Source organism: Caulobacter sp. FG121 (genome assembly GCF_057809815.1).
This window is the reverse complement of sequence record NZ_JBMDKR010000001.1, coordinates 578,027-601,652: the sequence shown is the minus strand read 5'-3', so window position 1 is coordinate 601,652 and position 23,626 is coordinate 578,027. Positions and strand designations below refer to the sequence as shown.

The window sequence follows — 23,626 nt, the reverse complement described above, 5'->3', positions numbered from 1 at the left end:
GACGCCCCATGACCTACCCGATCCCCAACGTCTCCACCGACCTGACCGGCCAGGTAGCCCTCGTCACCGGCACCTCCTCGGGCCTCGGGGTGCGGTTCGCGAAGACCCTCGCCAGGTGCGGCGCCAAGGTCGTGCTGACCGCCCGTCGGCTCGACCGGCTGGAAGCCCTGGCCGCCGAGATCCGAGCCGATGGCGGCGAGGCCCTCGCGCTGGAGCTGGATGTGACAAACGCCGACCAGCTGCTGGCCGTCGTCGGCAAGGCGGAAGAGGCCTTCGGCACGGTGACCATCCTGGTCAACAACGCCGGCATCCCCGACGCCCAGAGGGCGACCAAGATGTCCGTCGACCTGATCGACCGGGTCATCGGCGTGAACCTGCGCGCGCCCTACATCCTCTGCTGCGAAGTCGCCCGGCGTCTGATCGCGGCGAAAAAGCCAGGCCGGATCGTCAACATCGCCTCGGTCGCCGCCTTCCAGTACAACGGCAACGGCGCGGCCCTCTATGCGATCACCAAGTCAGCGGTGGTGCGCATGACCGAGGCCCTGGCCGTCGAATGGTCCAGCGCCAACATCAACGTCAACGCCATCGCGCCCGGCGCCTTCGCCTCCGAGATGATGGACGGCATGCTCTCGCGCGTCGGCGACATCAGCCAGCACTTCCCGCGCAAACGCCTCGGCGATCCCGCGCAGCTGGACAGCGCACTGCTGTTCCTCGTTTCGCCGGCCTCTGACTTCGTGACCGGGTCGTGCATCCGCGTCGATGACGGCCAGAGCGGGCGGTAGGGGTCTTTCTTACCCGTTCACATCCACCACGGTCCGGCCGCGCACCTTGCCTTCGAGAATGGCGCGGCCGACAGCGGGGACCTCCGCCAGGCCGACCTGCGTTACGGTCGTCGCCAGCTTCGTCAGATCCAGATCGGTCGCCAGCCGCGCCCAGGCCCGGGCGCGGGCCTCGAAGGGCGCATTGACCGAGTCGATGCCGGCCAGGGTCACGTTGCGCAGGATGAACGGAAACACCGAGCCGGGAAGATCGACACCCTGGGCCAGGCCGCAGGCGGCTACGGCGCCGCGGTAGTCAGTCTGCGCGAGGACGTTGGCCAGCGTGAAGGATCCGACGGAGTCCACGGCGCCGATCCACTTCGGCGCGGCGATCGGCGGGCCGGCTTCGGACAGCGTTTTGCGGTCGACGATCTCGGCGGCGCCCAGGGCCGTCAGGTAGGGAGCTTCTTCCGGGCGGCCGGTGGAGGCGATCACGCGGTAGCCCAGTCGCGACAGGATCAGGATCGCCACCGAACCCACGCCGCCGCCGGCGCCGGTGACGAGCACGGCACCCCGGTCCGGCGTGATCCCGTTGTGCTCCAGGGCCAGGATGGCGAGCATGGCGGTGTAGCCGGCGGTGCCGATGGCCATGGCGTCACGGGTGCTGATGCTGTCCGGGAGTTTCACCAGCCAGTCGCCGTTGACCCGCGCCTTCTGGGCATAGCCGCCGTGGTGGGTCTGGCTCAGGCCCCAGCCGTTCAGCACCACTCTGTCGCCAACGGCGTAGCCGGCATGGGACGAGGCTGTGACCGTGCCGGCCAGGTCGATGCCGGGCACGAGGGGGTAGGTCTGGATCACGCCCGGTCGCCCGGCCAGCGCCAGCCCGTCCTTGTAGTTCACCGTCGAGAAGTCGACGTCGATGCTGACATCGCCGGCCATCAGCTGGTCTTTGGCCATGTCGATGAGATCAACGGAGACCGCACGGTCAACGCGGGTCGCGAGCAGCGCCTTGAAGGTCATGATCAGGTCCGGTCAGCAGGAGGGGAGGAAGAGGGAGATCGTCATACGCCCAGGCCGCGGTTGACCCACAGCAGGGCGCGTTCGAACAGGCCGACGGTGCTCGCGTGAAGCCGGTCTCCGGTGGCCTTGGGCGCCTTGCCGGCGCAGGCCCGGGCGTGGGTGCCTTCCAGGATAATGCCCAGCTTGTAGCAGGCCAGCACCGCGTACCAGTCGAGGTGGGCGAGGTCGCGGGACGTGCGCGGCCGATAGTGCGCGACCAACTCGGCGCGGGTCGGGAAACCGTCCCACGGCGTGACGCCGACCGCACCGGCGGCAGGGCCTTCATCCGGCCAGGTGGCCATCAGCCAGCCGAGGTCGAGCAGCGGGTCGCCGATCGTCGTCAGTTCCCAGTCGACGATCGCCGCCAGTTCGGGGCTGTCGGGCCGGAACAGCACGTTCGACAGGTGGTAGTCGCCGTGCAGGATACCGGGCTGGAAGCTCGGCGGCCGGTGCTCTTCCAACCACTTCCCGACGATCTCGACACCGGGAATGGCCGACGGCCCGGGCCATTCGGCGAAGGCCGCGTAGCTGTCGAGCTGCGACCGCCAGCGTGCAACCTGCCGCTCAAGGTAGTTGGCCGGCTTGCCGAAGTCGGCCAGGCCCACCGCCACATGGTCGATGTCGCCGAGGGACGCGATGCCCTCGACCATTGCCAGCCCCATACGTCGTCGCACGGCCGGATCGCCCGCGTGGAAGGGCGGCAGGCCGGTGGTCGGGTTGAAGCCGTCGATCGGCTCCATCAGGTAGAAGGCCGCGCCGATCAGGGTCTCGTCCGGACAGGCGGCGATCAGGCCGGGATGCGGCACGTCGGAGCCGGCCAGCGCCGCCAGCATCCGCGCCTCGCGTCGCATGGTCTCGTTGGAATTGTCGCGCAGGTGCCGCGGCGGCCGGCGCAGCACATAGGGCCGGCCGGCCCGCTCGAATTTCAGCAGCAGATTCTGCGTCCCGCCCGCAAGCGCCTGCGCCTGTTCGATCGGGCCGGCGCCGAGGCCCTGACCGTCCATCCAGCCTTCGAGGACGGCCAGATCGACCATCCCCGACCAGGCAGGCTCCGGCGCGGCGGGACTGCCCATGGATCAGGCCGCCGCGGATGGCCGGGCGGCGATGCGCGCGAACCAGGCCTTCACCCAGGTCGCCTCATCCGGGATCGGCTGGCCCACCTGGGCGCCGAAGCCGAGGAACACGAACAGCAGGATGTCGGCCAGGCTGAACCGGTCGCCGCAGACGAACTGGTTGTCGCCCATGAGCCCGTCGAGCCACAGGATCTTGTCCTTCGCGATAGCCTTCAACTCGGCCGCGCCCTCCAGCCCGACCAGCTTCATGCGCGGCGCGAACAGGCCCCGGCCTTCAGAGGCGCGGAAGCCGGTGGTCAGCGGCTCACAGATGTTCAGGTCGATGCGCCGGGTCCACATGCGGGTCTCGGCCCGCTCTTCCGGCGTCGCGCCGATCAGGACCGGGGAGGGGTGCTTTTCCTCGAGGTATTCGCAGATGACCGTGATCTCGGTGATGATCTGGCCGTCCTCGAGCACCAGAGCCGGCGTCTGGCCGGCCGGATTGACCTTGCCCTGATAGTCCGGTTGGCGGTTCTCGCCGCCCATCAGGTCAATTTCGACCGTCGGCAGGGTCAGACCCTTTTCGGCCGCGAACATGCGCACGACGTGCGGGTTGGGGCCGACGGAGTTGTAGAGCTTCATGAGCGGCTTCCTCTGGGCGTTTCTGATTTTGCCGTGACTTGACCGGTCAGGGGGCGGGGTCGTCAAGCCGGACCCCACGTAAACGGCGTGCTGAAATTTCACCCGCGCCCGCTGCGATCACCTCTGGATTTACGCCGTATGTCAGGCAAGGGTGCGCGCCGCGAACAGGAGCTGCGCCATGAACCCCAAGGCTGAATTCGACATCATCGTCTATGGCGCGACCGGCTTCACCGGACGCCTCGTGGCCGAGTACCTCGCCGGCAAGTACGGCGTGGGCGGGGCGGTGACCTGGGCCATGGCCGGTCGCAGCGCCGACAAGCTTGTTGAGGTGCGCGACGCGATCGGCGCTCCGGCCAATACGCCGCTGATCGTCGCCGACGCCGCTGATCCGGACTCGCTGCGCGCGATGGTCGGCCGCGCGAAGGCCATCCTGACCACGGTCGGCCCCTATCAACTGTACGGCTCCGACCTCGTGGCCGCCTGCGCGGCCGCTGGAACGGACTATCTGGATCTGTCGGGCGAGCCGAACTGGATGGCCGAGATGATCGGGGCGCATGAGGCGGCGGCGAAAGCCTCCGGCGCTCGAATCCTGTTCTCCTGCGGCTTCGACTCGATCCCGTTCGAACTCGGGGTCTTCTTCACCCAGGCCATCGCCCGCCAGCGGCTGGGCCACCCGGTTTCGCGTATCAAGGGCCGGGTCCGGTCGATGCGCGGCGGCCTGTCGGGCGGCACCGCGGCCAGCGGGGCCGCGACGATGGCTGCGATCCAGAAGAACCCGGCGCTCGGCATGTTGATGTTCAACCCGTTCGCCCTGACCCCCGGTTTCACGGGTCCGGCCCAGCCGACCGGCATGGACACGCACGTCGACCCGGACCTCGGTCAGGAAGTCGGGCCGTTCATGATGGCGACGATCAACACCAAGAACGTGCACCGCTCGAACGTCCTGCAGGGCACGGCTTACGGCGCGGACTTCGTCTACGACGAGATGGCCGTCGTCATTCCCGGCGCCCCGACCGAGTTCACCGGCATGGGCGGCGCGGGTGCGCCCAAACCGGGCGAGGGGCCGAGCAAGGAAGACCGTGAGGCCGGCTTCTACGACCTGCTGTTCATCGGCATCGACGCCGACGGCAGGCAGGTGCGCGGGTCGGTCTATGGCGACAAGGACCCGGGCTACGGCTCGACGTCCAAGATCATCGCCGAGACGGCCATCTGCCTGGTCAAGGACCGCGCCGACGTACCGGGCGGAATCTGGGTCCCGGGCGCGGCGCTGGGGCAGACGCTGGTCGACCGCCTCGCCGCCAACGCCGGCCTGACCTTCAAGGACGAGACGGCCTAGCCGGCCTTCGCAAGTCCCTTCGGCAGGGGCGCGAGTTCAAGGGTCAGGGCCGGGATATTACGGCTGTTGACCTCCCGCGCCCGGCCGGCCGGCACGCCGAGCATGCGCAGCTGCAGCTCCGACACCCGCGCCCCGGCGTCGGGACCGAAGTCGCCCCGCAGCCGGCCGGCCAGCGCCCCCATGGTCATTGAGGCGAAGGTATCGACAAGCAGGTCGTCGATCTCGACCGTGAACACGCCCTGGTCGACGCCGCGCTGCAGGTCGGCCCGCAGGTAGGCGATCATGGTGTGGCGCAGGTCGCGGAACGTCAGCACCGCCCGCACGAGAGCCGCGCCCCAGTCCGGCTCGCTGGCGCCCAGGTCAATGAACCGACGCGTCGCCAGGCTCGACCGCTCGACGGCGTCCTCGATGCCGGCCATCGCCTCGTCCAGCTGACGCACGACATTCTGCCCGATCGCCAGGGCCACGGCGGCGGCGATCTCGTCCTTGTCGCGGAAGTGGACATAGAAGGTGCCGTTCACGACACCGGCGAGCCGCGCGATCTCGTTGACGGAAGCGGCCTCGAATCCGTCCCGCGCGAACAGTCGCACCGCCGCATCCATCAGCCGGGCGCGGGTGCGCGCGCTCTTGCCGAGATTGCTGGCTTCGGTTCCGAACAGGCCCTGCGCGGTCAAATCGGCGACTCCTCTACGGCCGGGATCATAGCGGCGTCTTCAATAATTGACAGATATCCCATTTTTGGGAATATTCCCAATAACAGGACATCGCCGGGCCCCGGCGGTGTCCGCTCACGTGAGACGCCGATGCCATCCGTCCCCGAAAAAGACCTCTATCTCGGCTACAGCGCCGCTGACCTCGCGCGCAGTCCGACCGCCAGGTTCTTCCGGCCCGACATGGCGCCGCTGTCGGCCCATGTCCGCGAAGCCCTGGCGACGGGTCCGGTGGCCCACGAACTGCTGCCGCCCGTCGCGCGGGCAGGGGACCTGCTGGACGAGGGCGACAGGCCGGTGGAGACCGGCTACACGGTCGCGCCTGACGGGTCGGCCCGGGTGTTCGTCCGCACGCCGATGCCGGGCGTCACGCCGGCCATGTGGGACTGGTGGTTCGCCTGGCACGGCAGCCATGCCGAACGCTACAAGCTCTGGCATCCGAAGGCCCATGTGCACGTCGCCTGGTCGGACGGTCGCGACGACCTGACCCACTACATCGGCAGGACCTCCAACGTCGTCGAATACGTCGGCGCCGGCCGCATGGCCCTGACCATCCGCTTCGTGCCGCCGGCCAGCCTGGGCCTCGACGAGGGCCGTCTGGCCAGGGACGGAGCGGTGGCCATCTGCGCCCGCGGCGGCATCGCCGGGACGCCGGTCGAGACCGGCTGGCTGATCCACCATGTCCGGCCCGTCCCGGGCGGCGCGGAGATGCGCTCCCGCTTCTGGCTCGGCGGCGAGAACGTCCGCCCGCGCGGCATGCCGGGCCCGGTTGGCGCCGTGCTTGGCCGCGCGGCCAGCCGTCTGTCGCCGCTGCCGCCGGCGCAGGCCGCCGACCTGCTGGTCCACTGCGCCCAGGAGATGAGCCACCTGGCGACGATCCTCCCCGACCTTCACGCCGCCTTCGGCCCCGGAGCCTCCGCATGAAATTCTCCGGCAAGACGGGTGTGACCCTTGAGCGCGGCGCGCCGGGCTTTGACGCCGCCGTGCTCGGCACCAGCTTTAACGCCCGCGACCCGGGGCGTCGCCCGGCCGTGGTGGTTCAGGCCAATGACGTGCTGGACGTCGTGGCGGCGGTCAGCCGGGCGCGCCGTGAAGGCCGCAAGGTCAGCATCTGCTCGGGCGGCCACAGCTGGGCCCAGAACCACATTCGCGAGGACGGTCTGCTGATCGACGTCGCGCGGCTGAACGCCATCACCGTCGACACTGTCGCCCGCACGGCCACGGTCGGACCCGGCGCCCACTGCGGCGACGTCGATGCGGCCGTGGCGAAGGCCGGCCTGTTCTTCCCCGTCGCCCACGCCTGGACCGTCGGGATCGGCGGCTTCCTGCTGCAGGGCGGTTTCGGCTGGAACAGCCGCCGCATGGGCCTCGGCTGCGAGAACGTCATCGGCATCGACGTGGTCCTCGCTGACGGCCGGGTCGTGCACGCCAGTGAGACCGAGAACGCCGACCTGTTCTGGGCGGCCCGAGGGTCGGGCCCTGGCTTTTCCGGCGTCGTGGTGCGCTTTCACCTCAGGCTGCACGCCCGGCCGAAGTTCACCGGCCTGAAACTGCAGGTATTCCGCATGAAGCATCTGGAAGAGGTGTTCACCTGGGCCGACCGCGTCGGGCCGTCGGTGTCGCCCAGCGTCGAGTTCCAGATGGTCATGAACCGCAAGGCCATGGGCATCTTCGCGCCGGGCCTGGAGGTGTTCGCGCCGGTCATGGCCGACAGCCGCAAGGAGGCGCTCGAGGCGGTGCGCTTCATGACGTCCGACCCGATCGCCCGCAAGGCCAGCCTGACCCTGCCTCTGATCCCGCTGTCGCTGGGGCGGATGATGAAGACCGGCGAGAAGACGCTGTTCCTGCCGAACACCCGCTGGCAGGCCGACAACATGTGGATGGACGAGCCGATCGGGCCCCTGCTGCCCGCGCTGCGCGCTATCGCCGACAGCCAGCCGCCGGCCCCGAGCCACGCGCTCTGGCTTAACTGGAACCCGCCCGCCAGCCGGCCGGACATGGCCTTCTCGGTCGAGGCGCGCACCTACCTGGCGCTCTACGGCGGCCTGCGGAAGTCGTCCGACGAGGCGGCCCACGGTGACTGGGCGACCCGCCACATGCAGGCGCTGTCAGCCCACAGCCGCGGCATCCAGCTGGCCGACGAGAACCTTGCGCGCCGGCCGGACCGCTTCCTGTCGGACGCCAACATGAAACGCCTGGACCAGATCCGCGCCGTCTGGGACCCCGACGGCCGCTTCCACCCCTGGATGGGCCGGGCGAACTAGTCTGGATGCTCCCCTCTGGGGGAGCTGTCAGCCCGCAGGGCTGACTGAGGGGGTCATCCGAAATTCGGGCGGACCCCCTCCGTCCCGGCGGAGTTCAGCCTCGGTCGCGCGGATTGCGCGACCCGGGGGCCGGTCCACCTCCCCCAGCGGGGAGGATCTCGTGACGACCCTAGAAGTTCACCCGCCGGCTGATCGCGCCATCGACCAGCATGTTGATGCCGCTGGTGAAGCTCGACAGCGGGCTGCTGAGGAACACCGCCGCGTTGGCGATGTCCTGCGGCGTCGCCATCCGGCCCATCGGGTTGCGCGCCAGGGCGCCCTTGAACATCTCGGGCGCGTTCTTCTCGACCATGTGCCAGACGCCGCCCTCGAAATAGACGGTGCCGGGCGAGACGACGTTGGTGCGCAGGTGCTTGGGCGCGTACTGGCGCGCCAGCCCCTTGGCGAAGTGGATCAGCGCCGCCTTGATCGGACCGTAGGAACTGGCCGCGTCGGTCTCGGCCGCCGAGACAGAGGCGATGATCACGAACGAGGCGTCGCCATGCGTCTCGGCCGACTTCAGCAGGAACGGCTTGGCCGCGTCGAAGGCGTTGACCATGCCCAGCACGTCGAGCTGGAAGTTCTGGGTCCAGGCGCCGGGGTCGGCGCCCTGGGCCATGGCCCCGGCGTTGGACACCAGGATGTCGATGCCGCCCAGCTCCTCACCGGCGGCCGCGATCCAGGCTTTCAGCGCCGGTCCGTCCATGATGTCGACCGAAGCGCCGAGCGCCTTCACGCCGGTCGCGCCCAGCGCCGTCACGGCCTCGGCCACCTGTTCGGCGTTGCGCGCGCAGACGGCGACATTGGCCCCCTCCGCGGCGAGGGTCTCGGCGATCGCCCGGCCGATGCCGCGCGTGCCGCCGAGGATGACGGCGTTCTTGCCCTTGAGCTGCAGATCCATGGGTCGTCCCTGATGTCGGGGCAACGCTCATGGCGCGGCCCTCGCTTGCTGTGAAAGAAGTCGGCGCGCGGCCGGTCAGCCGGCCTTGGCGACCTTGTCCATGGTCTTGGTGTCGAAGTCGCCGGCGTCGTGGCGCTCGGGCAGACAGCTGGCGGGATCGCCCATCACCCGGTTGACCATCCGGCCGCGCTTCACGGCCGGGCGCTGGGCGATCTGGTCGGTCCAGCGCTGGACGTGTCTGTAGTCCTGCACCTGCAGGAACTCGCCGGCCTCGTAGACCAGCCCCTTGGCCAGGGCGCCGTACCAGGGCCAGACCGCCATGTCGGCGATCGTGTAGTCCGGCCCGGCCAGGTATTCGCTCTCGGCCAGACGACGGTCAAGCACGTCCAGCTGGCGCTTCACCTCCATGGCGAAGCGGTCGATGGCGTATTCGATCTTGAACGGCGCGTAGGCGTAGAAGTGGCCGAAGCCGCCGCCGAGGTAGGGCGCGCTGCCCATCTGCCACATCAGCCAGGACAGGGTCTCGGCCCGCGCGGCGGGATCGGTCGGCAGGAACTCACCGAACTTCTCGGCCAGATGGATCAGGATCGCGCCGGACTCGAAGATGCGGATGGGCTTGGCCGGATCGCTGTGGTCGACCATGGCCGGGATCTTCGAGTTTGGATTGGCGGAGACGAAACCGCTGCCGAACTGGTCTCCGGCGCTGATGTTGATCAGCCAGGCGTCGTACTCGGCGCCGCTGTGGCCCTTGGCCAGCAGTTCCTCGAGCATCACCGTGACTTTGACCCCGTTCGGCGTCGCCAGCGAATAGAGCTGGAGCGCGTGTTTGCCGACCTGCAAGTCCTTGTCCTGCGTCGGCCCGGCGATCGGCCGGTTGATGTTGGCGAAGCGGCCGCCGTTTTCCTTGTTCCAGGTCCAGACCTTGGGCGGCGTGTAGGGGGTGGCGTCGGACATTCCGTGGCTCCGGATCTGAATTTGGCGAACGCTGGTTCCGTCGCAAGACATGTGGAGGACCAGGGCGCGTTTGGCTAGTCGACGAAAACTGCAAGCCGCCCGACCCTTTGATGTCGCTCAATGCAGCACGGCGGACGCGCGTCATGGTTCCCCATCGGGGGTGACATGATCAAGCCGGATGCGGGCGATGGAGCGAAGGCCGACCTCTCGTCCGATGGCGGCGGCGTTCTCAGGGCCCGGCCGCTGGGTCTGGACAGTTTCCGCGAAAACGTCGCCGTGCTGGCGCGCTGCAGTGTGGTGCTGCGCCCGGAACGCCTGCGCGGTTCGCGCCGGATCGAGCTGAGGGCGGGCGGGCGCAGCCTTCTGGCCACCACCATGATCGGCGACGACGGCCTGCTGGCGCCCGACGAGATTGGCCTGCCCGAGCCGCTGTTCCGCCGCCTCGGCGTCAAGCCGGGCGACCTCATCCATGTGTCCCAGGCCCGCGCGCCGGACAGTCTTTCGGCCATCCGCGCGAAAGTTGACGGCCACACCCTGGACGACGCCGCCCTTGCCGCTGTCGCCCTGGATCTGGCCGCCCATCGCTGGAGTGACATGGAGGTCACCGCCTTCCTCGTCGCCTGCGCCCGCTTCATGTCGCCGGAGGAGACGCTTGGCCTGACGCGCGGCATGATCGCCGCCGGCGCGCGCCTCGACTGGAACGGCCGCCGCGTCGTCGACAAACACTGCATCGGCGGCATCCCCGGCAACCGCACCTCGCTGATCATCGCCCCGATCGTCGCCGCCCATGGCCTGACCATTCCCAAGACCTCGTCCCGCGCGATCACCTCGCCGGCGGGCACGGCCGACACCATGGAGGTGCTGGCCCGCGTCGACCTCACCGAACACGAGATGCATGACGTGGTTGAGCGCTGTGGCGGCTGCATCATCTGGGGCGGCAAGGTCGACCTGTCGCCGGCCGACGACGTGCTGATCTCGGTCGAGCGGCCGCTGTCGATCGACACGCCGGAGCAGATGGTGGCCTCCATCCTGTCCAAAAAGGTCGCGGCCGGCGTCGGCCGGTTGGTGCTCGACCTGCCGATCGGGCCGTCGGCGAAGCTGCGCGACAACCGGGCGGCGCTGCGGCTGCGCAAACTGTTCGAATATGTCGCGACCAACCTCGGGCTGGAAATCGAGGTGGTCTTCACCGACGGGACCCAGCCGATCGGCCGCGGCGTCGGCCCCTGGCTGGAGGCGCGCGATGTCATGGCCGTGCTGGGCAATGAGCCCGGCGCTCCGGCCGACCTGCGCGAAAAGGCCATCCGCCTGGCCGCCCGGGTGCTCGACGCCGACCCCGACCTGCCCGGCGGCATGGCCGAGGCGCGGGCGCGCGAGCTGCTGGAGTCCGGCGCGGCGCTGAAGAAGATGCACGCCATTATCGAGGCCCAGGGCGCTTCGCCACTCCGGGTCGGCCCGGGCACACTGGGCATGGAAGCGACGGCCGATCGGGACGGGCGGGTGGAGTCGATCGATTGCCTGCGCATCGCCACGGTCGCCCGCCTGGCCGGCGCGCCGACCGACGCCGGCGCCGGCATCGACCTGTTCCACCGCATCGGCGACGTCGTCCGCAAGGGCGATCCGCTCTACCGGGTCCATGCCTCCGACCCGTCCGACTTCGCCTTCGCCGCCGAGGCCGCGGGCGCCGAGTCGGGCTTCCGGGTCGCCGCGCCATGACCGTTCAGGTGCATGGCTTCCCCGGCGACGAAGGGCCGGTCGCGCGGCTGGCGACGGCGCTGTGCGTTCCGTCGGCGATCGTCGACGTGAAGACCTTTCCCGACGGCGAGACCCTTCCCACCGTCCCCGTGACCCGCGCGACCACGGTCATCGTCTATCGCGCGCTCAACCAGCCGAACACGCGGCTGGTGCCGTTGCTGCAGGCCGCCGACGCCTGGCGCCGGGCCGGCGTCGCCCGACTGGTGCTGGTCGCGCCCTATCTCGCCTACCTGCGTCAGGACGCGGTTTTCGCGCCCGGCCAGCCGCTGAGCCGCGATCTGATCTGCCGTTGGCTGGGTGGGGCATTCGACCGCCTCGTCACGGTCCAGGCCCATCTGCACCGGACCGCGTCGCTTACCGAGGCGCTGAGAATTCCGGCGACCAATATCGACATCGGCGGCGATCTGGCGGCCCTTGCCGGCACGGGCGAGCGGCTGCTGATCGTCGGCCCGGACAGCGAGTCCCGCCCCTGGGTCGAGGCCGCCGCTGTGCGGCTGGGCGCGGACTGGACAGCCTTCGACAAGCAGCGGCTTGGCGACCGCGAGGTGCGCCTGTCGCTGGACGTCACCGCGAAGGTCGCAGGCCGCGCCACGCTGCTGCTCGACGACATCTGCTCCAGCGGCGGCACCCTGGTCCAGGCGATCCACCACCTCCGCCAGGCCGGCGCGGCGTCCATCGACGTCGCCGTGGCTCACGCCCTGTTTGACGCCGAAGCGCTGGCCCGGCTGCGCGAGGCCGGCGCCCGCCGCATCGTCTCCAGCGACTCGATCCTCCATTCGACCAATGCCCTCGACCTGACCGGCCGGCTGGCCGACGTTCTGCGAAGCGAGATCCCCGCATGACCCCCACCCTGACCTTCCACGGCGCGGCCGGCTGCGTTACCGGCTTTTGCGCCGAGCTGCGCACGGACCGGGCCCGGGTGCTGATCGACTGCGGCATGTTCCAGGGGTCCAAGACCCTGAAGGCGCTGAACTACAATCCGTTTCCGTTTGACCCTGCCTCCATCGACGCGGTGCTGCTGACCCACGCCCATGTCGATCACTCCGGCCTGTTGCCCAAGCTGATGCTGGCGGGCTTCGAGGGGCCGATCCACGCGACGGCCGCCACCCGTGACCTGTGCAAGGTGATGCTGGCCGACGCCGGCGGCATCCAGGAGGCCGAGGTCAAGCACCTCAACCGCCGCAACGAGCAGCGCGGGCGCCCCGTGGTCGAGCCGATCTACACCGAACGCGACGCCGAACGGGTCATGGGCCAGTTTGAGCGGGTCAAGCTGGGCGAGACCGTTGCGGTCGCGCCGGGGATCACCGCCGTCTACTGGCAGGCAGGCCACATCCTCGGCGCCGCCTCGATCGAGGTGCTGGTCGAAGGGGAGGGCGAGCCGATGCGGCTGTTCTTCTCCGGCGACATCGGGCCGGGCGGCAGCGCCTTCGTGCCTGATCCCGAGGGGCCTTCGGGCATTGATCACCTGATCATCGAGTCGACCTACGGCGACCGCGAGCGGGTCGTCGTTGACGCGGTCACCCGTCGCAAGGCGCTGGCCCAGGAACTGCGCGACGCCCACGCCCGCGGCGGCCCGTTGCTGATCCCGGCCTTTGCGGTGGAACGGTCCCAGGAACTGCTGGCCGATCTGGTGGAGGTCATGGACAGCGGCGAGGCGCCGGGCGGCGACGTGTTCCTGGATTCCCCGCTGGCCATCGAGGCGACCGAGGTCTTCCTCGAGCGCGGCTGGAACAAGGACCTCGGCCGCAACCCGTTCGAGGGCGCCCGCCAGTCGCAACGACTGCGCCATCTCGACAAGCCCTGGGACAGCGACGGCCTCGACCGGCTCAAGGGCTGGCACGTGATCCTCGCCGCCAGCGGCATGTGCGACGCCGGTCGCATCCGCAAGCATCTCAAGCGGCTACTGTGGCGCAAGGAGACGACGGTGCTGCTGTCGGGCTTCCAAGCCGCCGGCACGCTCGGCCGCCTGCTGGCCGACGGCGCCCGGCGCGTGACGATCCAGGGCGAGGAAATCCGCGTCCAGGCCGAAATCCGCATGTTCGACGCCTATTCCGGCCACGCCGACGCCACCGGTCTGGTGGCCTGGGCGAAGGCCCGTCTGCCGGTCCATGGCTCGGTGTTCATGGCCCACGGCGAGCCCCGCGCGGTCGAGGGCCTGCGCGAGCGACTCGCCGCCGACGGCTTTCCGCCCGAACAGTTGCTGGCGCCGCAACTCGACGAGACCTTCGTGTTGAACAGGGCGCGGGCCGAGCATGCGCCGGGCGAGCCGCCCCGGATCGCGCCGGAGGCCGCCGCCGCGCTGGACTGGCACAACGCCCGCGCGGGCCTCCTGATGGCGCTCGACGAGGCGCTGGACGCGGCGCCGGACGCCGCGGCGCGCGAGGCCCTGATCGCCCGGCTACGGGGAGAACTCGCCGCGCGGGGCTGATGCCCGGACGGCAGCGGTCGCTCAGGGCGTGCCGGCCGTCAGACGACGGCCGCCAGGATTTCCCCGCGCAACATCGGCACGCAGGTTCCGGCGACGGTCGCGCGGATCCCGTCCGGGGTTCGCCGCGCGGTCAGGTCGAGGCGGCTGGGCCGGCCCATCTCGACCCCCTGGGTGACCGTGAAGGCGAGGTCCTGCGCGTCTGACAGCGAGAGCAAAAGGGCGGCCAGCGCGCTGTTGGCGCTGCCCGTCGCCGGGTCTTCATGGGTGCCGCTGAGGGGGGCGAACATGCGGGCCCGGACGCCGTCCGCCGCGCGGGCGTAGATCAGCAGCGACAGGCGATCATTCACCTCGGCAGACGTCCCGGAGGCCTGACGGAAGGCCTGGATATCCGACGCGGCGCGGCCCAGGGCGTCCTCGGTGACCTCCGCGATGACGAACCACACGCCGACCGAGGCCATGATCGGGGGGTGGTTGCTCACCACGATATCGTCGGTCGTCAGGCCGGTGCAGGCGGCGATCAGGCCCGGGTCAAAGCTGCGCCCGGTCTCCAGCGGCCGCGGGGCGGCGATCATTGCGCCGGTCACCTCGCTCTTGGCATTCCGACTGATCTCGATCCGCACGAGACCGGCGGGGACCTCGAACAGAAGGACGCCGTCGCGGTCCAGTCCCTTGCGGGCCAGAACAAAGGCTGTGCCGACCATCGGATGTCCGGCGAACGGCATTTCCGCCGTGCGGTGAAAGATCCTCACCCGGGCGCTGTTGGCCGGGTCCTCCGGCGGCAGAACGAAGGTGCTTTCACTGAAATTGAACTCGGCCGCCAGCGCCTGCATTTCCTCGGCGGGCATGCCGCGCGCATCGGTTACGACGGCCAGGGGGTTGCCGCCAAAGCGGCGCTCGGTGAAGACGTCCACGGTCTCGAAGGGGTAGGCTTGCATGGCATCCAGTCCAGTCAGAACGCCGCAGGCTTGACATAAGTTCGTCGATTGGCAAATTAACAAAATGGAAACCGCCGACATTTTCCGCGCCCTCGCCAACGAACGCCGTCTGCAGATCCTGGCCTGGCTCAAGGACCCCCGAGCCCATTTCCCGCCGCAGGTCGATGGCGATCTGGTCGAGGACGGCGTCTGCGCCCTGTTCCTGGCGGACAAGCTTCAGGTCACCCCCTCGACGCTCAGCGAGCACATGCGGCTTCTCACGGCGGCCGGCCTTGTGACGGCGAAGCGGATCAAGCAGTGGACGTTCTACCGGCGAGACGCCGACGCGGCGGCGGCGATCGCCGAGCGGCTCGGCCGTGATCTCTGATCGCCCCGACGAAGCCTGACTGGAGACGATGCCATGACCGACCCCGGAGCCTTCGCCGAAGAGTGGGTGGGCGCCTGGAACGCCCATGACCTTGACCGCATCCTGTCGCACTACGCGCCAGAGATCGTGTTCCTGTCGCCCGTCGCGCAGGCGAGAGTGGGCAACGGGCGCGTGGTCGGGCTGGAGGCATTGCGCGCCTACTGGCGTGGCGGACTGGACGCCCAGCCGGCCCTCAAATTCGAGCTGCTGCAGGTCCTGACCGGGCACGAGTGCCTGACGATCCGCTACCGCAACCATCGCGGACAGACCGCCGCCGAGACCTTCGAATTCGGGCCCGACGGCAAGGTCGTCCGGTCGTTCGCCTGCTACGACTGACGCGCCTCAGGTCAACTCTTCGGAGGAGTAGCCGAGGATCTCGCGGGCGATGATCAGCCGTTGAATCTGGCCGGTGCCCTCGTAGATGTCGCTGATCCGGCCGTCGCGCAGATACTTCTCCACAAGATGGTCGTGGCTGACGGACATGCCGCCCAGCACGTCCATCGCCGCCTGCGGGATGGTCCGGCAGACCTCGCCGCCCTTGGCCTTGCAGATCGAGCTCTCGAGGTTGTTCGGCTTGCGCACGTCGCTGAGCCAGGCCGCGTGCAGCACGGTCAGGGCGGCGGCCTCGGTGTCGGCTTCCATCTCGATCAGCTTCTGCTCGACGGCGCTGCGCTGGTTGAAGCTCTTGCTCCAGTCGACCGCGACACCCTCGGCCGCCATGGCGGCCTTGGTGAACTCGAGCGCGCCCTTGGCCTTCGCCACGCCGCCGGAGGCGACGGCCGGACGGGTCATGTTGAAGGTCTTCATCACCCCCTTGTAGCCGGCCGACCCGCCGTCCTTGGGGACCGTCTCGTCGCCGCCCAGCAGGGCGTCACGTGGAACGCGGCAGTCGCGGAAGGCGTAGGCGGCGGTGTCCGACGCCCGGATGCCCAGCTTCTTCTCCTGGCGCACCAGTTCGAAGCCGGGCGCGTCCTTGAGCACGAGGAAGGACTTGATGCCGGCCCGGCCGGCCGACTTGTCGATGGTCGCCCAGACGATGGCGCCATCGGCGCGCACGCCGTCGGTGACGAAGATCTTGTCTCCGTTGATCACCCATTCGTCGCCGTCGAGACGGGCGGTGGCCTGGATCGCCTTGGTGTCGGAGCCTACGCCCGGCTCGGTGATCGACATGGCCAGGAACAGGTTGCCCCACTTGGCCTTCTGCTCGGGCGTCCCGGCCGACTGCAGGGCCGCGTTGCCGAGGCCTCCGGCGCGGCCGTTGGGCATGCCGAGGCCCAGACCCCGAACGACGCCGTTGGTGGAGCCCCGCGCGATGCTGACCGCCATCATGAAGGTCATCAGCGGCGTGTCGTCCGGCTTGCGCTGGCCAAACAGCGGGAACACCGCCTCGAAGCCGACCTCACCGTCCAGCCGCGCTGGCGGGACCTCGTGCTCGTGGTCTTCGTAGTAGCGGGTGTGCTGGACGGTCGAATTGCCGACCTCGACGACCTTGTCGAGGATCTGCTGGTCGATGTCGGAGAGACGGAAGTCAGCCATGGTCGTTCTTCCTAAACCGAGACCGGACCGTCGAGGACGGTCAGGGTGCGCGCGTTGCGCAGCCACATTTCGAGGGGCAGGTCGCGGATGAAGCCGTGGCCGCCGAAAATCTGCAGGGCGTCATCAGCTATCTTCACCGCCTTGCGCCGCACATAGTCCTGGGCCAGCACGCTGGCCTTGGCCGCGCCCGGATCGTTGTGTTCCAGCAGGCTGGCGGCCTTCCAGACCATCCAGCGCATCGCCTCGCACTCGATGTGCATGTCGGCCAGCATGAAGGCGATCGACTGCTTCTTGCCGATCGGCTCGCCGAACGCGACACGGTCCTTGGCGTATGGAATGGCGAAGTCGGTGGCCTGGCGGCTGAGGCCGACCGCCACCGCCGCGGCGCCGACCCGGGCCTGGTTGACCAAGCGCGAGGCGTCGATGCCGGCGTCCCCGCCGAGGCGGGCCGAGCCGGGCAGTTCGACGCTGTCCAGCTTGATCTGGCCTTTCGGGACAGGCTTAAGGCCCTGGGTCCCGTTCTCGGCGGAGACCGTCAGGCCGGCCGTGTCGCGCGGGACGATGAAGGCGGAGACGGCGCCGCCGTTCTCGGGTTCGGCCGCCAGCACCAGGAAGGTCTCGGCCCGGTCGCCCAGAGGGATCAGCCGCTTCTCGCCGTTCAGCACCCAGCCGTTGCCCTTGCGGGCGGCGGTGGTCCGCGGCGCGCCGGCGGCGAAGCCGAACTGACTTTCCTGGATCGCCACCGCGGCGGCGACCGGCTCGGTCCCGGCGAAGCGCGGCAGATGCTCGGCCTTCTGGGCCTCGGTGCCGAAGTCGAGCAGGGCGCCGACGAACTGGCCCGGCGCCATGATGGCCACGGCCTGGCTGGCGCAACCGCCGCCGAGCGCCTCCAGCGCCACCGCGTTGGTCATGCAGGACCGCTCGCCGCCGCCGCCGCCGTAGGCCTCCGGAATGGAGGCGGCGATCAGGCCGAAGTCCCAGCCCTGACGGATCACATCCGCGGGCATCGCGCCGGACTCGTCGATGGCGCGCGCGGCCGGCGCCAGCACGTCAGCCGCGAAGCCTTTGAGGCTGTCGCGGATCATGGACTGCTCTTCGGTGAGCTCGAATGTGATCATGGCGTTCTCCCTGTGACCTGAAATGCCAGCCGGACGGCGGGGAAGGCAAGGCCCGGTCGCGACGTCGCCGCTCACCCTGGGGAAACACGAATTCTCAACGCCGGAAGGCGGAATCGGCGCTGCGGTCATTGCCACAAGGCGCACGCCCGTTACCCTTCGACAAAAGCAGTACGCCCTTGGGGGGATGGATTTGTCGATCGTCGAAGACACGGCCGCGCCGGTCGAGAGCGGGCACGGCCCAAGGCCTTCGGCGCTTGTGAAACTGTCCTACAGTCTGGGTCAGGCGGCCCAGAGCGGTGGTTTCGACGCGGCCATCGGGTTTGTCTTCTTCTACTACTCCGCGGTGCTGGGCCTGTCCGGCGCCCTGGTCGGCGCGGCGCTCGCGGTCAGCCTGGCCTTCGACGCTGTGGTCGACCCCGTCGTGGGTTCCTGGTCCGACAACATCCAGTCGCGGTTCGGTCGTCGCCTTCCGCCGATGATGCTCGCCGCGCCGCTGATCGCGATCTCCATCGGCCTGCTGTTCTCACCGCCGCAGGGTCTCGGTCAGACCGGCCTGTTCGGCTGGCTGGCGGTCATGTCGGTAGCCGCGCGCAGCTTCATCTCGCTGTTCAACGTGCCCTACATCGCGCTCGGGGCCGAGATGGCCAGCGACTACACCGAGCGCACCAGCGTGGTGGTATTCCGCGCCATCGCCGGGATCTTGGCCACGGTGGTCATCCTGGCGATCGGCTACACCTTCTTCTTCGCCAAGGGCGGCTTGCAGCGGCCCGAGGGCTACCCCGGCTTCGGCTGGTCGGTCTCCGCCCTGCTGCTGCTGTGCATGACGCTCTGCTGCCTGGGCATCTGGCGCTACGCCGCCGGACTGCCCCAGCCGCCGCGCATCGAGGGCGCCATGTGGCGCCGGCTTCCAGGCGACATGGCGGAGATCTTCCGCAACCGGTCGTTCCGGGTGTTGTTCTTTTCGGCCGTCGTGGTGTTCGTCGCCATCGGCGTGAACGCCAGCCTCAACAACTATGCCTACGTCTTCGTCTGGCGGCTGAAGAGCGAGCTGTTGCAGGTGCTCGGCTACGCCTATCTCGTCGGCATCCTGCTCGGCGTCATGGGCGCGCCGATGCTGCAGCGAAAGCTCGAAAAGAAGGAAGTCGTGATCGTTGGCTTCCTGCTGTTGATCGGCGTCTGGCTGGTGCTGCCGATTCTTCGACTGGCGGGCCTGTACACCCCGGTCGGCGACGCGGCCCTGCTGCCGTTGGCGATCAACTCCTTCATCGCCGGGCTCGGTGTGGGTTTTGTCTCGGTGGCCTACCCCTCGATGATGGCCGACGCCGCTGACGAGCACGAGCATCTGTTCGGCCGTCGTCGGGAGGGACTCTATTTCTCGGGTCTCGGTTTCGCCGGCAAGGCCGCGACAGGCCTCGGCGTCATGGTCGCCGGCGTGGCGCTGGACCTGATCCACTTCCCCAAGGATGTCGGGCACACGATCGGCGCGATCCTGCCGGCCGATGTGCAGTTCCGGCTGATCCTGATGTGGGCGCCGGCCGCGGCGCTGCTGTCGCTGGTCTCGATGGCCATCTTCATCACCTATGACATCACCCGCGCCCGCCACGACGTGATCGCCGCGGCGCTCCGGCGGAAGCCGCCCGCCGATTCCTGACGCCTGTCAGCTCGTCAGACCCCCGGTCTGGCGAAGCGCCTCGAACAGGCCGATGCCGGCGCTGACCGAGAGATTCAGCGACCGGGCGTCCGGCCGTAGCGGGATGACGACGCGGGCATCGGCCGCCGCGTGCACGGCCTCCGGCGCGCCGGCCGTCTCGCTGCCGAACAGCAGCACGTCGTCAGGCCTGAAGGTGAAGGCGTCCAGCGCCGTCGCGCCCTTCGTCGTGAACAACACCAGTCGGCCCGGCGCCCTGTCGCGCTGGAAAGCGTCCCAGTCGCCATGCCGCGTCATGTGCGCCAGCGGCCCGTAGTCCAGCGCGGCGCGCTTCATGGCGCTGTCGTCGAACCGGAAGCTGACGGGCTCGATGACGTGCAGGTCGACGCCGAAACAGGCCGACAGCCGGATGCAGGCGCCGACGTTCTGCGGAATCACCGGCTGGAACAGGGCAAGGCGCGGTCTGACTGGCGGCATGTCCGCGAGACTTTCGAAGCTGGCGACGACGGAGCGAGTGGTCCGGTCAGTCCAATGACAACGTGTCCCGACTTGCAACCCCGCGAGTCTTCAAACAGACGGGTGCGGGGGCATCGCTCGGGCCGCAATGGCGCGCTTCGGGTCCGATCCGCCCCACTCGAATTGGTTTGAGGGTTATTCCCTTCGCCGCCGACATGATAATCGGGGCGCACTGTCCGTTGGCGGGCTTGTCGCGATGGCTTCTTCGACGCCGGAAAGAACTACATGAGCAGAGTATTGGTTATTGGCGCCGGCGGCGTCGGGTCGGTCGCGGTCCACAAGATGGCGATGAACAGCGGCATCTTCTCGGACATCACCCTGGCGAGCCGCACCCTGTCGAAGTGCGATGCGGTCGCGGCGTCCGTGAAGCAGCGCACGGGCGTGACCATCCGGACGGCGCGGATCGACGCCGACGACGTCGCCGCGACCACGGCGCTGATCAGGTCGGTCGGGCCCGCCCTCGTGGTCAATCTGGCCTTGCCGTATCAGGACCTGACCATCATGGACGCCTGCCTAGCGGCCGGGGTCCACTACATGGACACGGCCAACTACGAGCCGCGCGACGAGGCGAAGTTCGAATACAGCTGGCAGTGGGCCTATCAGGACCGCTTCCGGGACGCGGGCCTCATGGCCCTGCTGGGCAGCGGCTTCGACCCCGGCGTGACCTCGGTGTTCACGACCTGGACCCGCAAGCACCTGCTGGACCGGATCGACACGCTCGACATCCTGGACTGCAACGGCGGCGACACGGGCCTGCCCTTCGCCACCAACTTCAATCCCGAGATCAACCTGCGCGAAGTCACCGCGCCGTCGCGTCACTGGGAGGACGGCCAGTGGATCGAGGGCCCGGCCCTGAGCCACAAGCAGGTGTTCGACTTCGACCAGGTCGGGCCGAAAAACATGTACCTCATGTACCATGAGGAGCTGGAATCGCTGGTGAAGTTCTACCCGGAGATCAAACGCATCCGGTTCTGGATGACCTTCGGCGACTCCTATCTCAAGCACCTGGAAGTGCTGGAAAACATCGGCATGACGCGCATCGAGCCGATGATGTTCCAGGGCCGCGAGATCATTCCGATCGAGTTTCTCAAGGCCCTGCTGCCCGAGCCCGCTTCGCTGGGGCCGCTGACGAAGGGCAAGACCAACATCGGCACGATCGCGACGGGCGTGAAGGACGGCGTGCAGAAGACGCTCTACGTCAACAACGTCTGCGACCACGAGGCCGCCTACGCCGAGACCGGCAACCAGGCGGTCAGCTACACCACCGGCGTTCCGGCGATGATCGGCGCGGCCATGATCCTCACCGGCCGATGGAAGGGGGAGGGGGTGTTCAACATGGAGCAGCTGGATCCCGACCCCTTCATGGACATGCTCAACGCACATGGATTGCCGTGGCAGGTCCGGGAGCTGGACGCTCCGCTGGCCTTCTGATCGCGTCCCATGGAAACCAGGTCCGCCGGCCCCGGCGCTTTCGCCCGCTTTGATCTGACCCGCGTCCCGTCGCCCTGCTTCGTGGTCGACGAGGTCGCCGTCCGGCACAATCTCAAGGTGCTGCAGGATATCGGCGCCCGGTCCGGCGCCCGGGTCCTGCTGGCGCTCAAGGCCTTCTCGATGTGGTCGCTGGCCGACCTGGTCGGGGCGCACCTCGACGGGACCTGCGCCTCGGGCCTGTGGGAAGCCCGGCTGGCGCGCGAGCACTACCGCGGTCACCTGACCACCTACAGTCCGGCCTACAAGCGCGAGGACCTGCCCGAGCTCCTGCGGCTGTCCGACTCCGTGATCTTCAACTCGCCGGACCAGATCGCCCGGTTCGGCGACCTGATCGCCGCCGCGCGGGAACAGGGCGAGACGTTCGACATCGGCCTGCGCCTGAACCCCGAGCACAGCGAGGCCGAGGTCGCCAAGTACGACCCCTGCCAGGCCGGCTCGCGGCTGGGCTTTCCGGTGTCGCAACTGCGCCCGGAGCATCTCGAGGGTGTCGATGGCCTGCATGTCCATGCGCTGTGCGAGCAGGGCTTCGAACCGCTCGAGCGCATCTGGGCCTCGCTGGAACCCCGCATCGCCGGGATGCTGCCGGGCCTGAAATGGCTCAACCTCGGCGGCGGCCATCACATCACCCGCGCGGATTACCGACGGGACGATCTGGTCGCCTTCCTGCGTGGAATCGCCGGGCGCCACGATCTGCAGCTCTACCTTGAACCCGGCGAGGCCATCGCGCTGGATACCGGCATCCTGGTCGGCGAAATCCTCGATACCTTCGACAACGCCATGCCGGTGGCGATCACCGACATCTCGGCCACCTGCCACATGCCCGACGTGATCGAGGCGCCCTACCGGCCGGCCCTTCTCAACGAGCACAGCGACGGCGTCACGGTCAGGATCGGCGGGCCCTCCTGCCTGGCGGGCGACATCATCGGCGACTACGGCTTCGCCACCGCGCCCCGTCCGGGCGACAGGATCGCCTTCCTCGACCAGGCCCACTATTCGATGGTCAAGACCAACACGTTCAACGGGGTGCCTCTACCGGCGATCGCGTTGTGGAACAGCGAGACCGACGCCGTGACCCTGGTCCGCCAGTTCGCCTACGAGGATTTTCGCGACCGGCTCTCCTGATCGCGCGCCGTGGGTGTATGTCGATGGGATCGGGATTCGCCGCGAAACGGACGCGGGCGGACCGGCGCTTCGAAAGGACCTCCCATGCGCGACGTCAGCGGCAAGACAGCCTTCATCACCGGCGGCGCCAGCGGCATCGGCCTGGCCATGGCCGAGGCCTTCGGCGCGGCCGGCATGTCGGTGATGCTCGCCGACATCGAGGCGACGGCGCTTGCTGAAGCGGTGAAAGGTCTGGAGGAGCGTCAGATCCGCGCCGCCGGCGTGCTCTGCGACGTGGCCCACCGCGCCGCCCTGCAGGCCGCCGCCGAGAAAACCCTCGAGACCTTCGGCAAGGTCCATGTCGTCTGCAACAACGCCGGCGTCGGGGCCGGCGGCCCTGTCGGCGAGGTCGCCGCGGCCGACTGGGACTGGGTGATGGAAGTCAACCTGATGGGCGTCGTCTACGGCATGGAGACCTTCCTGCCGCACCTGCGCGCCCACGGCGAAGGCGGCTATGTGGTCAATACCGCCTCGATGGCCGGCCTCATCTCGCCCCCCGGCATGGAGCCCTATTGCGCCAGCAAGTACGCCGTGGTCGCTCTGTCGGAAGGTTGGGCCGTGCAGCTGTCGCCCGAGAACATCGGCGTCGGCGTTCTTTGCCCGGGCTTCGTGAAGACCAGGATCGACCAGTCGCGCCGCAACCGCCCCGACCGCTTCGGCGGTCCGGACGCCCCGGAAAACCTGGTGGCCTCGGAGTTCGTCCAGGGCGGCATCGACCCGACACGCGTTGGTCGCCGGGTGCTGGAAGCGATCCAGAACGACGAGCGCTACATCTTCACCCATCCGGGCATGCGGGTTGCCGTCCAGGACCGCTTCTCCCGCATCATGACCGGCTTCGACCAGGCTGACGCCAGCCCGGCCCTGCAGGGTCTGGAAGAACCGGCGTTCCCGGTCACCGGGATGGGCCCCGGGGGCTGAAC

General features: G+C 69.0%; 23 protein-coding genes. 13 read left to right on the top strand and 10 right to left on the bottom strand.

What is annotated here, in order from left to right; all coding sequences use genetic code 11:
- Positions 1–8 precede the first annotated feature (8 nt).
- Positions 9–782: an SDR family NAD(P)-dependent oxidoreductase gene (locus ACODSL_RS03200; RefSeq protein ID WP_488899182.1), complete on the top strand. Its 774-nt coding sequence runs from the start codon at positions 9–11 to the stop codon at positions 780–782.
- Between the two features lie 9 nt (positions 783–791).
- On the opposite strand, the gene acuI is transcribed toward ACODSL_RS03200, so the two are convergent.
- The 3 genes from acuI to ACODSL_RS03185 are packed head-to-tail and all read right to left on the bottom strand — an operon-like array spanning position 792 to position 3,511.
- Positions 792–1,778, bottom strand: a complete 987-nt coding sequence (gene acuI / locus ACODSL_RS03195) for an acrylyl-CoA reductase (NADPH) (protein ID WP_488899181.1) — start codon at positions 1,776–1,778, stop codon at positions 792–794.
- Positions 1,779–1,819: 41 nt separating this feature from the next.
- Entirely contained in the window at positions 1,820–2,890 is a 1,071-nt protein-coding gene (locus ACODSL_RS03190) for a phosphotransferase family protein (protein WP_488899180.1), read from the bottom strand.
- A gap of 3 nt (positions 2,891–2,893) precedes the next feature.
- Positions 2,894–3,511, bottom strand: coding sequence for a glutathione S-transferase family protein (locus ACODSL_RS03185; protein WP_488899179.1), 618 nt, complete (start codon positions 3,509–3,511; stop codon positions 2,894–2,896).
- A gap of 178 nt (positions 3,512–3,689) precedes the next feature.
- On the opposite strand from ACODSL_RS03185, the gene ACODSL_RS03180 reads away from it, so the two are divergent.
- Entirely contained in the window at positions 3,690–4,847 is a 1,158-nt protein-coding gene (locus ACODSL_RS03180; RefSeq protein WP_488899178.1) for a saccharopine dehydrogenase family protein, read from the top strand.
- On the opposite strand, the gene ACODSL_RS03175 is transcribed toward ACODSL_RS03180, so the two are convergent.
- Positions 4,844–5,521 carry a TetR/AcrR family transcriptional regulator gene (locus ACODSL_RS03175; protein ID WP_488899177.1) on the bottom strand — a complete coding sequence of 226 codons (678 nt, stop codon included), beginning with the start codon at positions 5,519–5,521 and terminating at the stop codon, positions 4,844–4,846. The two genes, ACODSL_RS03180 and ACODSL_RS03175, sit on opposite strands and share 4 nt — an antisense overlap.
- A gap of 129 nt (positions 5,522–5,650) precedes the next feature.
- Between ACODSL_RS03175 and ACODSL_RS03170 the strand changes: the two genes are divergently transcribed.
- Complete coding sequence (locus ACODSL_RS03170) at positions 5,651–6,481, top strand: DAPG hydrolase family protein (protein ID WP_488899176.1); 831 nt, start codon at positions 5,651–5,653, stop codon at positions 6,479–6,481.
- Positions 6,478–7,821: an FAD-binding oxidoreductase gene (locus ACODSL_RS03165; RefSeq protein WP_488899175.1), complete on the top strand. Its 1,344-nt coding sequence runs from the start codon at positions 6,478–6,480 to the stop codon at positions 7,819–7,821. Before ACODSL_RS03170 ends, ACODSL_RS03165 begins: the two co-directional genes overlap by 4 nt.
- Before the next feature lie 169 nt (positions 7,822–7,990).
- On the opposite strand, the gene ACODSL_RS03160 is transcribed toward ACODSL_RS03165, so the two are convergent.
- Entirely contained in the window at positions 7,991–8,761 is a 771-nt protein-coding gene (locus ACODSL_RS03160) for an SDR family NAD(P)-dependent oxidoreductase (protein ID WP_488899174.1), read from the bottom strand.
- Between the two features lie 75 nt (positions 8,762–8,836).
- Entirely contained in the window at positions 8,837–9,715 is an 879-nt protein-coding gene (gene yghU / locus ACODSL_RS03155) for a glutathione-dependent disulfide-bond oxidoreductase (protein ID WP_488899173.1), read from the bottom strand.
- Positions 9,716–9,880: 165 nt separating this feature from the next.
- Here yghU and ACODSL_RS03150 point away from each other — a divergent pair, with 165 nt between their 5' ends.
- The 3 genes from ACODSL_RS03150 to ACODSL_RS03140 are packed head-to-tail and all read left to right on the top strand — an operon-like array spanning position 9,881 to position 13,895.
- On the top strand, positions 9,881–11,428 hold the full coding sequence (locus tag ACODSL_RS03150; RefSeq protein WP_488899172.1) for a thymidine phosphorylase family protein: 1,548 nt from the start codon (positions 9,881–9,883) through the stop codon (positions 11,426–11,428).
- Positions 11,425–12,309 carry a ribose-phosphate diphosphokinase gene (gene prs / locus ACODSL_RS03145; RefSeq protein WP_488899171.1) on the top strand — a complete coding sequence of 295 codons (885 nt, stop codon included), beginning with the start codon at positions 11,425–11,427 and terminating at the stop codon, positions 12,307–12,309. The genes ACODSL_RS03150 and prs overlap by 4 nt, the downstream gene beginning before the upstream one ends.
- A complete protein-coding gene (locus ACODSL_RS03140) occupies positions 12,306–13,895 on the top strand; it encodes an MBL fold metallo-hydrolase RNA specificity domain-containing protein (protein WP_488899170.1) in 1,590 nt (529 codons plus the stop codon). The genes prs and ACODSL_RS03140 overlap by 4 nt, the downstream gene beginning before the upstream one ends.
- A gap of 38 nt (positions 13,896–13,933) precedes the next feature.
- Here the strand turns inward: ACODSL_RS03140 and ACODSL_RS03135 are convergent, their stop codons facing one another.
- The gene (locus tag ACODSL_RS03135) at positions 13,934–14,830 is read right to left on the bottom strand and encodes a PhzF family phenazine biosynthesis protein (protein ID WP_488899169.1); all 897 of its coding nucleotides are present in this window, start codon (positions 14,828–14,830) and stop codon (positions 13,934–13,936) included.
- A gap of 64 nt (positions 14,831–14,894) precedes the next feature.
- Between ACODSL_RS03135 and ACODSL_RS03130 the strand changes: the two genes are divergently transcribed.
- Positions 14,895–15,197, top strand: coding sequence for an ArsR/SmtB family transcription factor (locus ACODSL_RS03130; RefSeq protein ID WP_488899168.1), 303 nt, complete (start codon positions 14,895–14,897; stop codon positions 15,195–15,197).
- Between the two features lie 33 nt (positions 15,198–15,230).
- Complete coding sequence (locus ACODSL_RS03125; protein WP_488899167.1) at positions 15,231–15,572, top strand: YybH family protein; 342 nt, start codon at positions 15,231–15,233, stop codon at positions 15,570–15,572.
- Positions 15,573–15,578: 6 nt separating this feature from the next.
- Here the strand turns inward: ACODSL_RS03125 and ACODSL_RS03120 are convergent, their stop codons facing one another.
- Both ACODSL_RS03120 and ACODSL_RS03115 read right to left on the bottom strand, forming a co-directional pair.
- Positions 15,579–16,772, bottom strand: a complete 1,194-nt coding sequence (locus ACODSL_RS03120; RefSeq protein WP_488899166.1) for an acyl-CoA dehydrogenase family protein — start codon at positions 16,770–16,772, stop codon at positions 15,579–15,581.
- An 11-nt stretch (positions 16,773–16,783) separates the two neighbouring features.
- Complete coding sequence (locus tag ACODSL_RS03115; RefSeq protein ID WP_488899165.1) at positions 16,784–17,890, bottom strand: acyl-CoA dehydrogenase family protein; 1,107 nt, start codon at positions 17,888–17,890, stop codon at positions 16,784–16,786.
- A 190-nt stretch (positions 17,891–18,080) separates the two neighbouring features.
- On the opposite strand from ACODSL_RS03115, the gene ACODSL_RS03110 reads away from it, so the two are divergent.
- Positions 18,081–19,541 (top strand): MFS transporter, encoded by a 1,461-nt coding sequence (locus tag ACODSL_RS03110; protein ID WP_488899164.1) that lies wholly within the window; start codon positions 18,081–18,083, stop codon positions 19,539–19,541.
- 6 nt (positions 19,542–19,547) lie between these two features.
- Here ACODSL_RS03110 and ACODSL_RS03105 read toward each other — a convergent pair whose 3' ends face one another.
- Positions 19,548–20,015, bottom strand: coding sequence for a tRNA (cytidine(34)-2'-O)-methyltransferase (locus ACODSL_RS03105; protein ID WP_488899163.1), 468 nt, complete (start codon positions 20,013–20,015; stop codon positions 19,548–19,550).
- Positions 20,016–20,279: 264 nt separating this feature from the next.
- On the opposite strand from ACODSL_RS03105, the gene ACODSL_RS03100 reads away from it, so the two are divergent.
- The 3 genes from ACODSL_RS03100 to ACODSL_RS03090 all read left to right on the top strand — a co-directional run bounded on the left by ACODSL_RS03100 (position 20,280) and on the right by ACODSL_RS03090 (position 23,624).
- Complete coding sequence (locus ACODSL_RS03100; RefSeq protein ID WP_488899162.1) at positions 20,280–21,485, top strand: saccharopine dehydrogenase family protein; 1,206 nt, start codon at positions 20,280–20,282, stop codon at positions 21,483–21,485.
- Positions 21,486–21,494: 9 nt separating this feature from the next.
- Entirely contained in the window at positions 21,495–22,667 is a 1,173-nt protein-coding gene (locus ACODSL_RS03095) for a carboxynorspermidine decarboxylase (protein ID WP_488899161.1), read from the top strand.
- 84 nt (positions 22,668–22,751) lie between these two features.
- A complete protein-coding gene (locus ACODSL_RS03090) occupies positions 22,752–23,624 on the top strand; it encodes an SDR family NAD(P)-dependent oxidoreductase (protein WP_488899160.1) in 873 nt (290 codons plus the stop codon).
- The last annotated feature ends 2 nt before the right edge of the window (positions 23,625–23,626 follow it).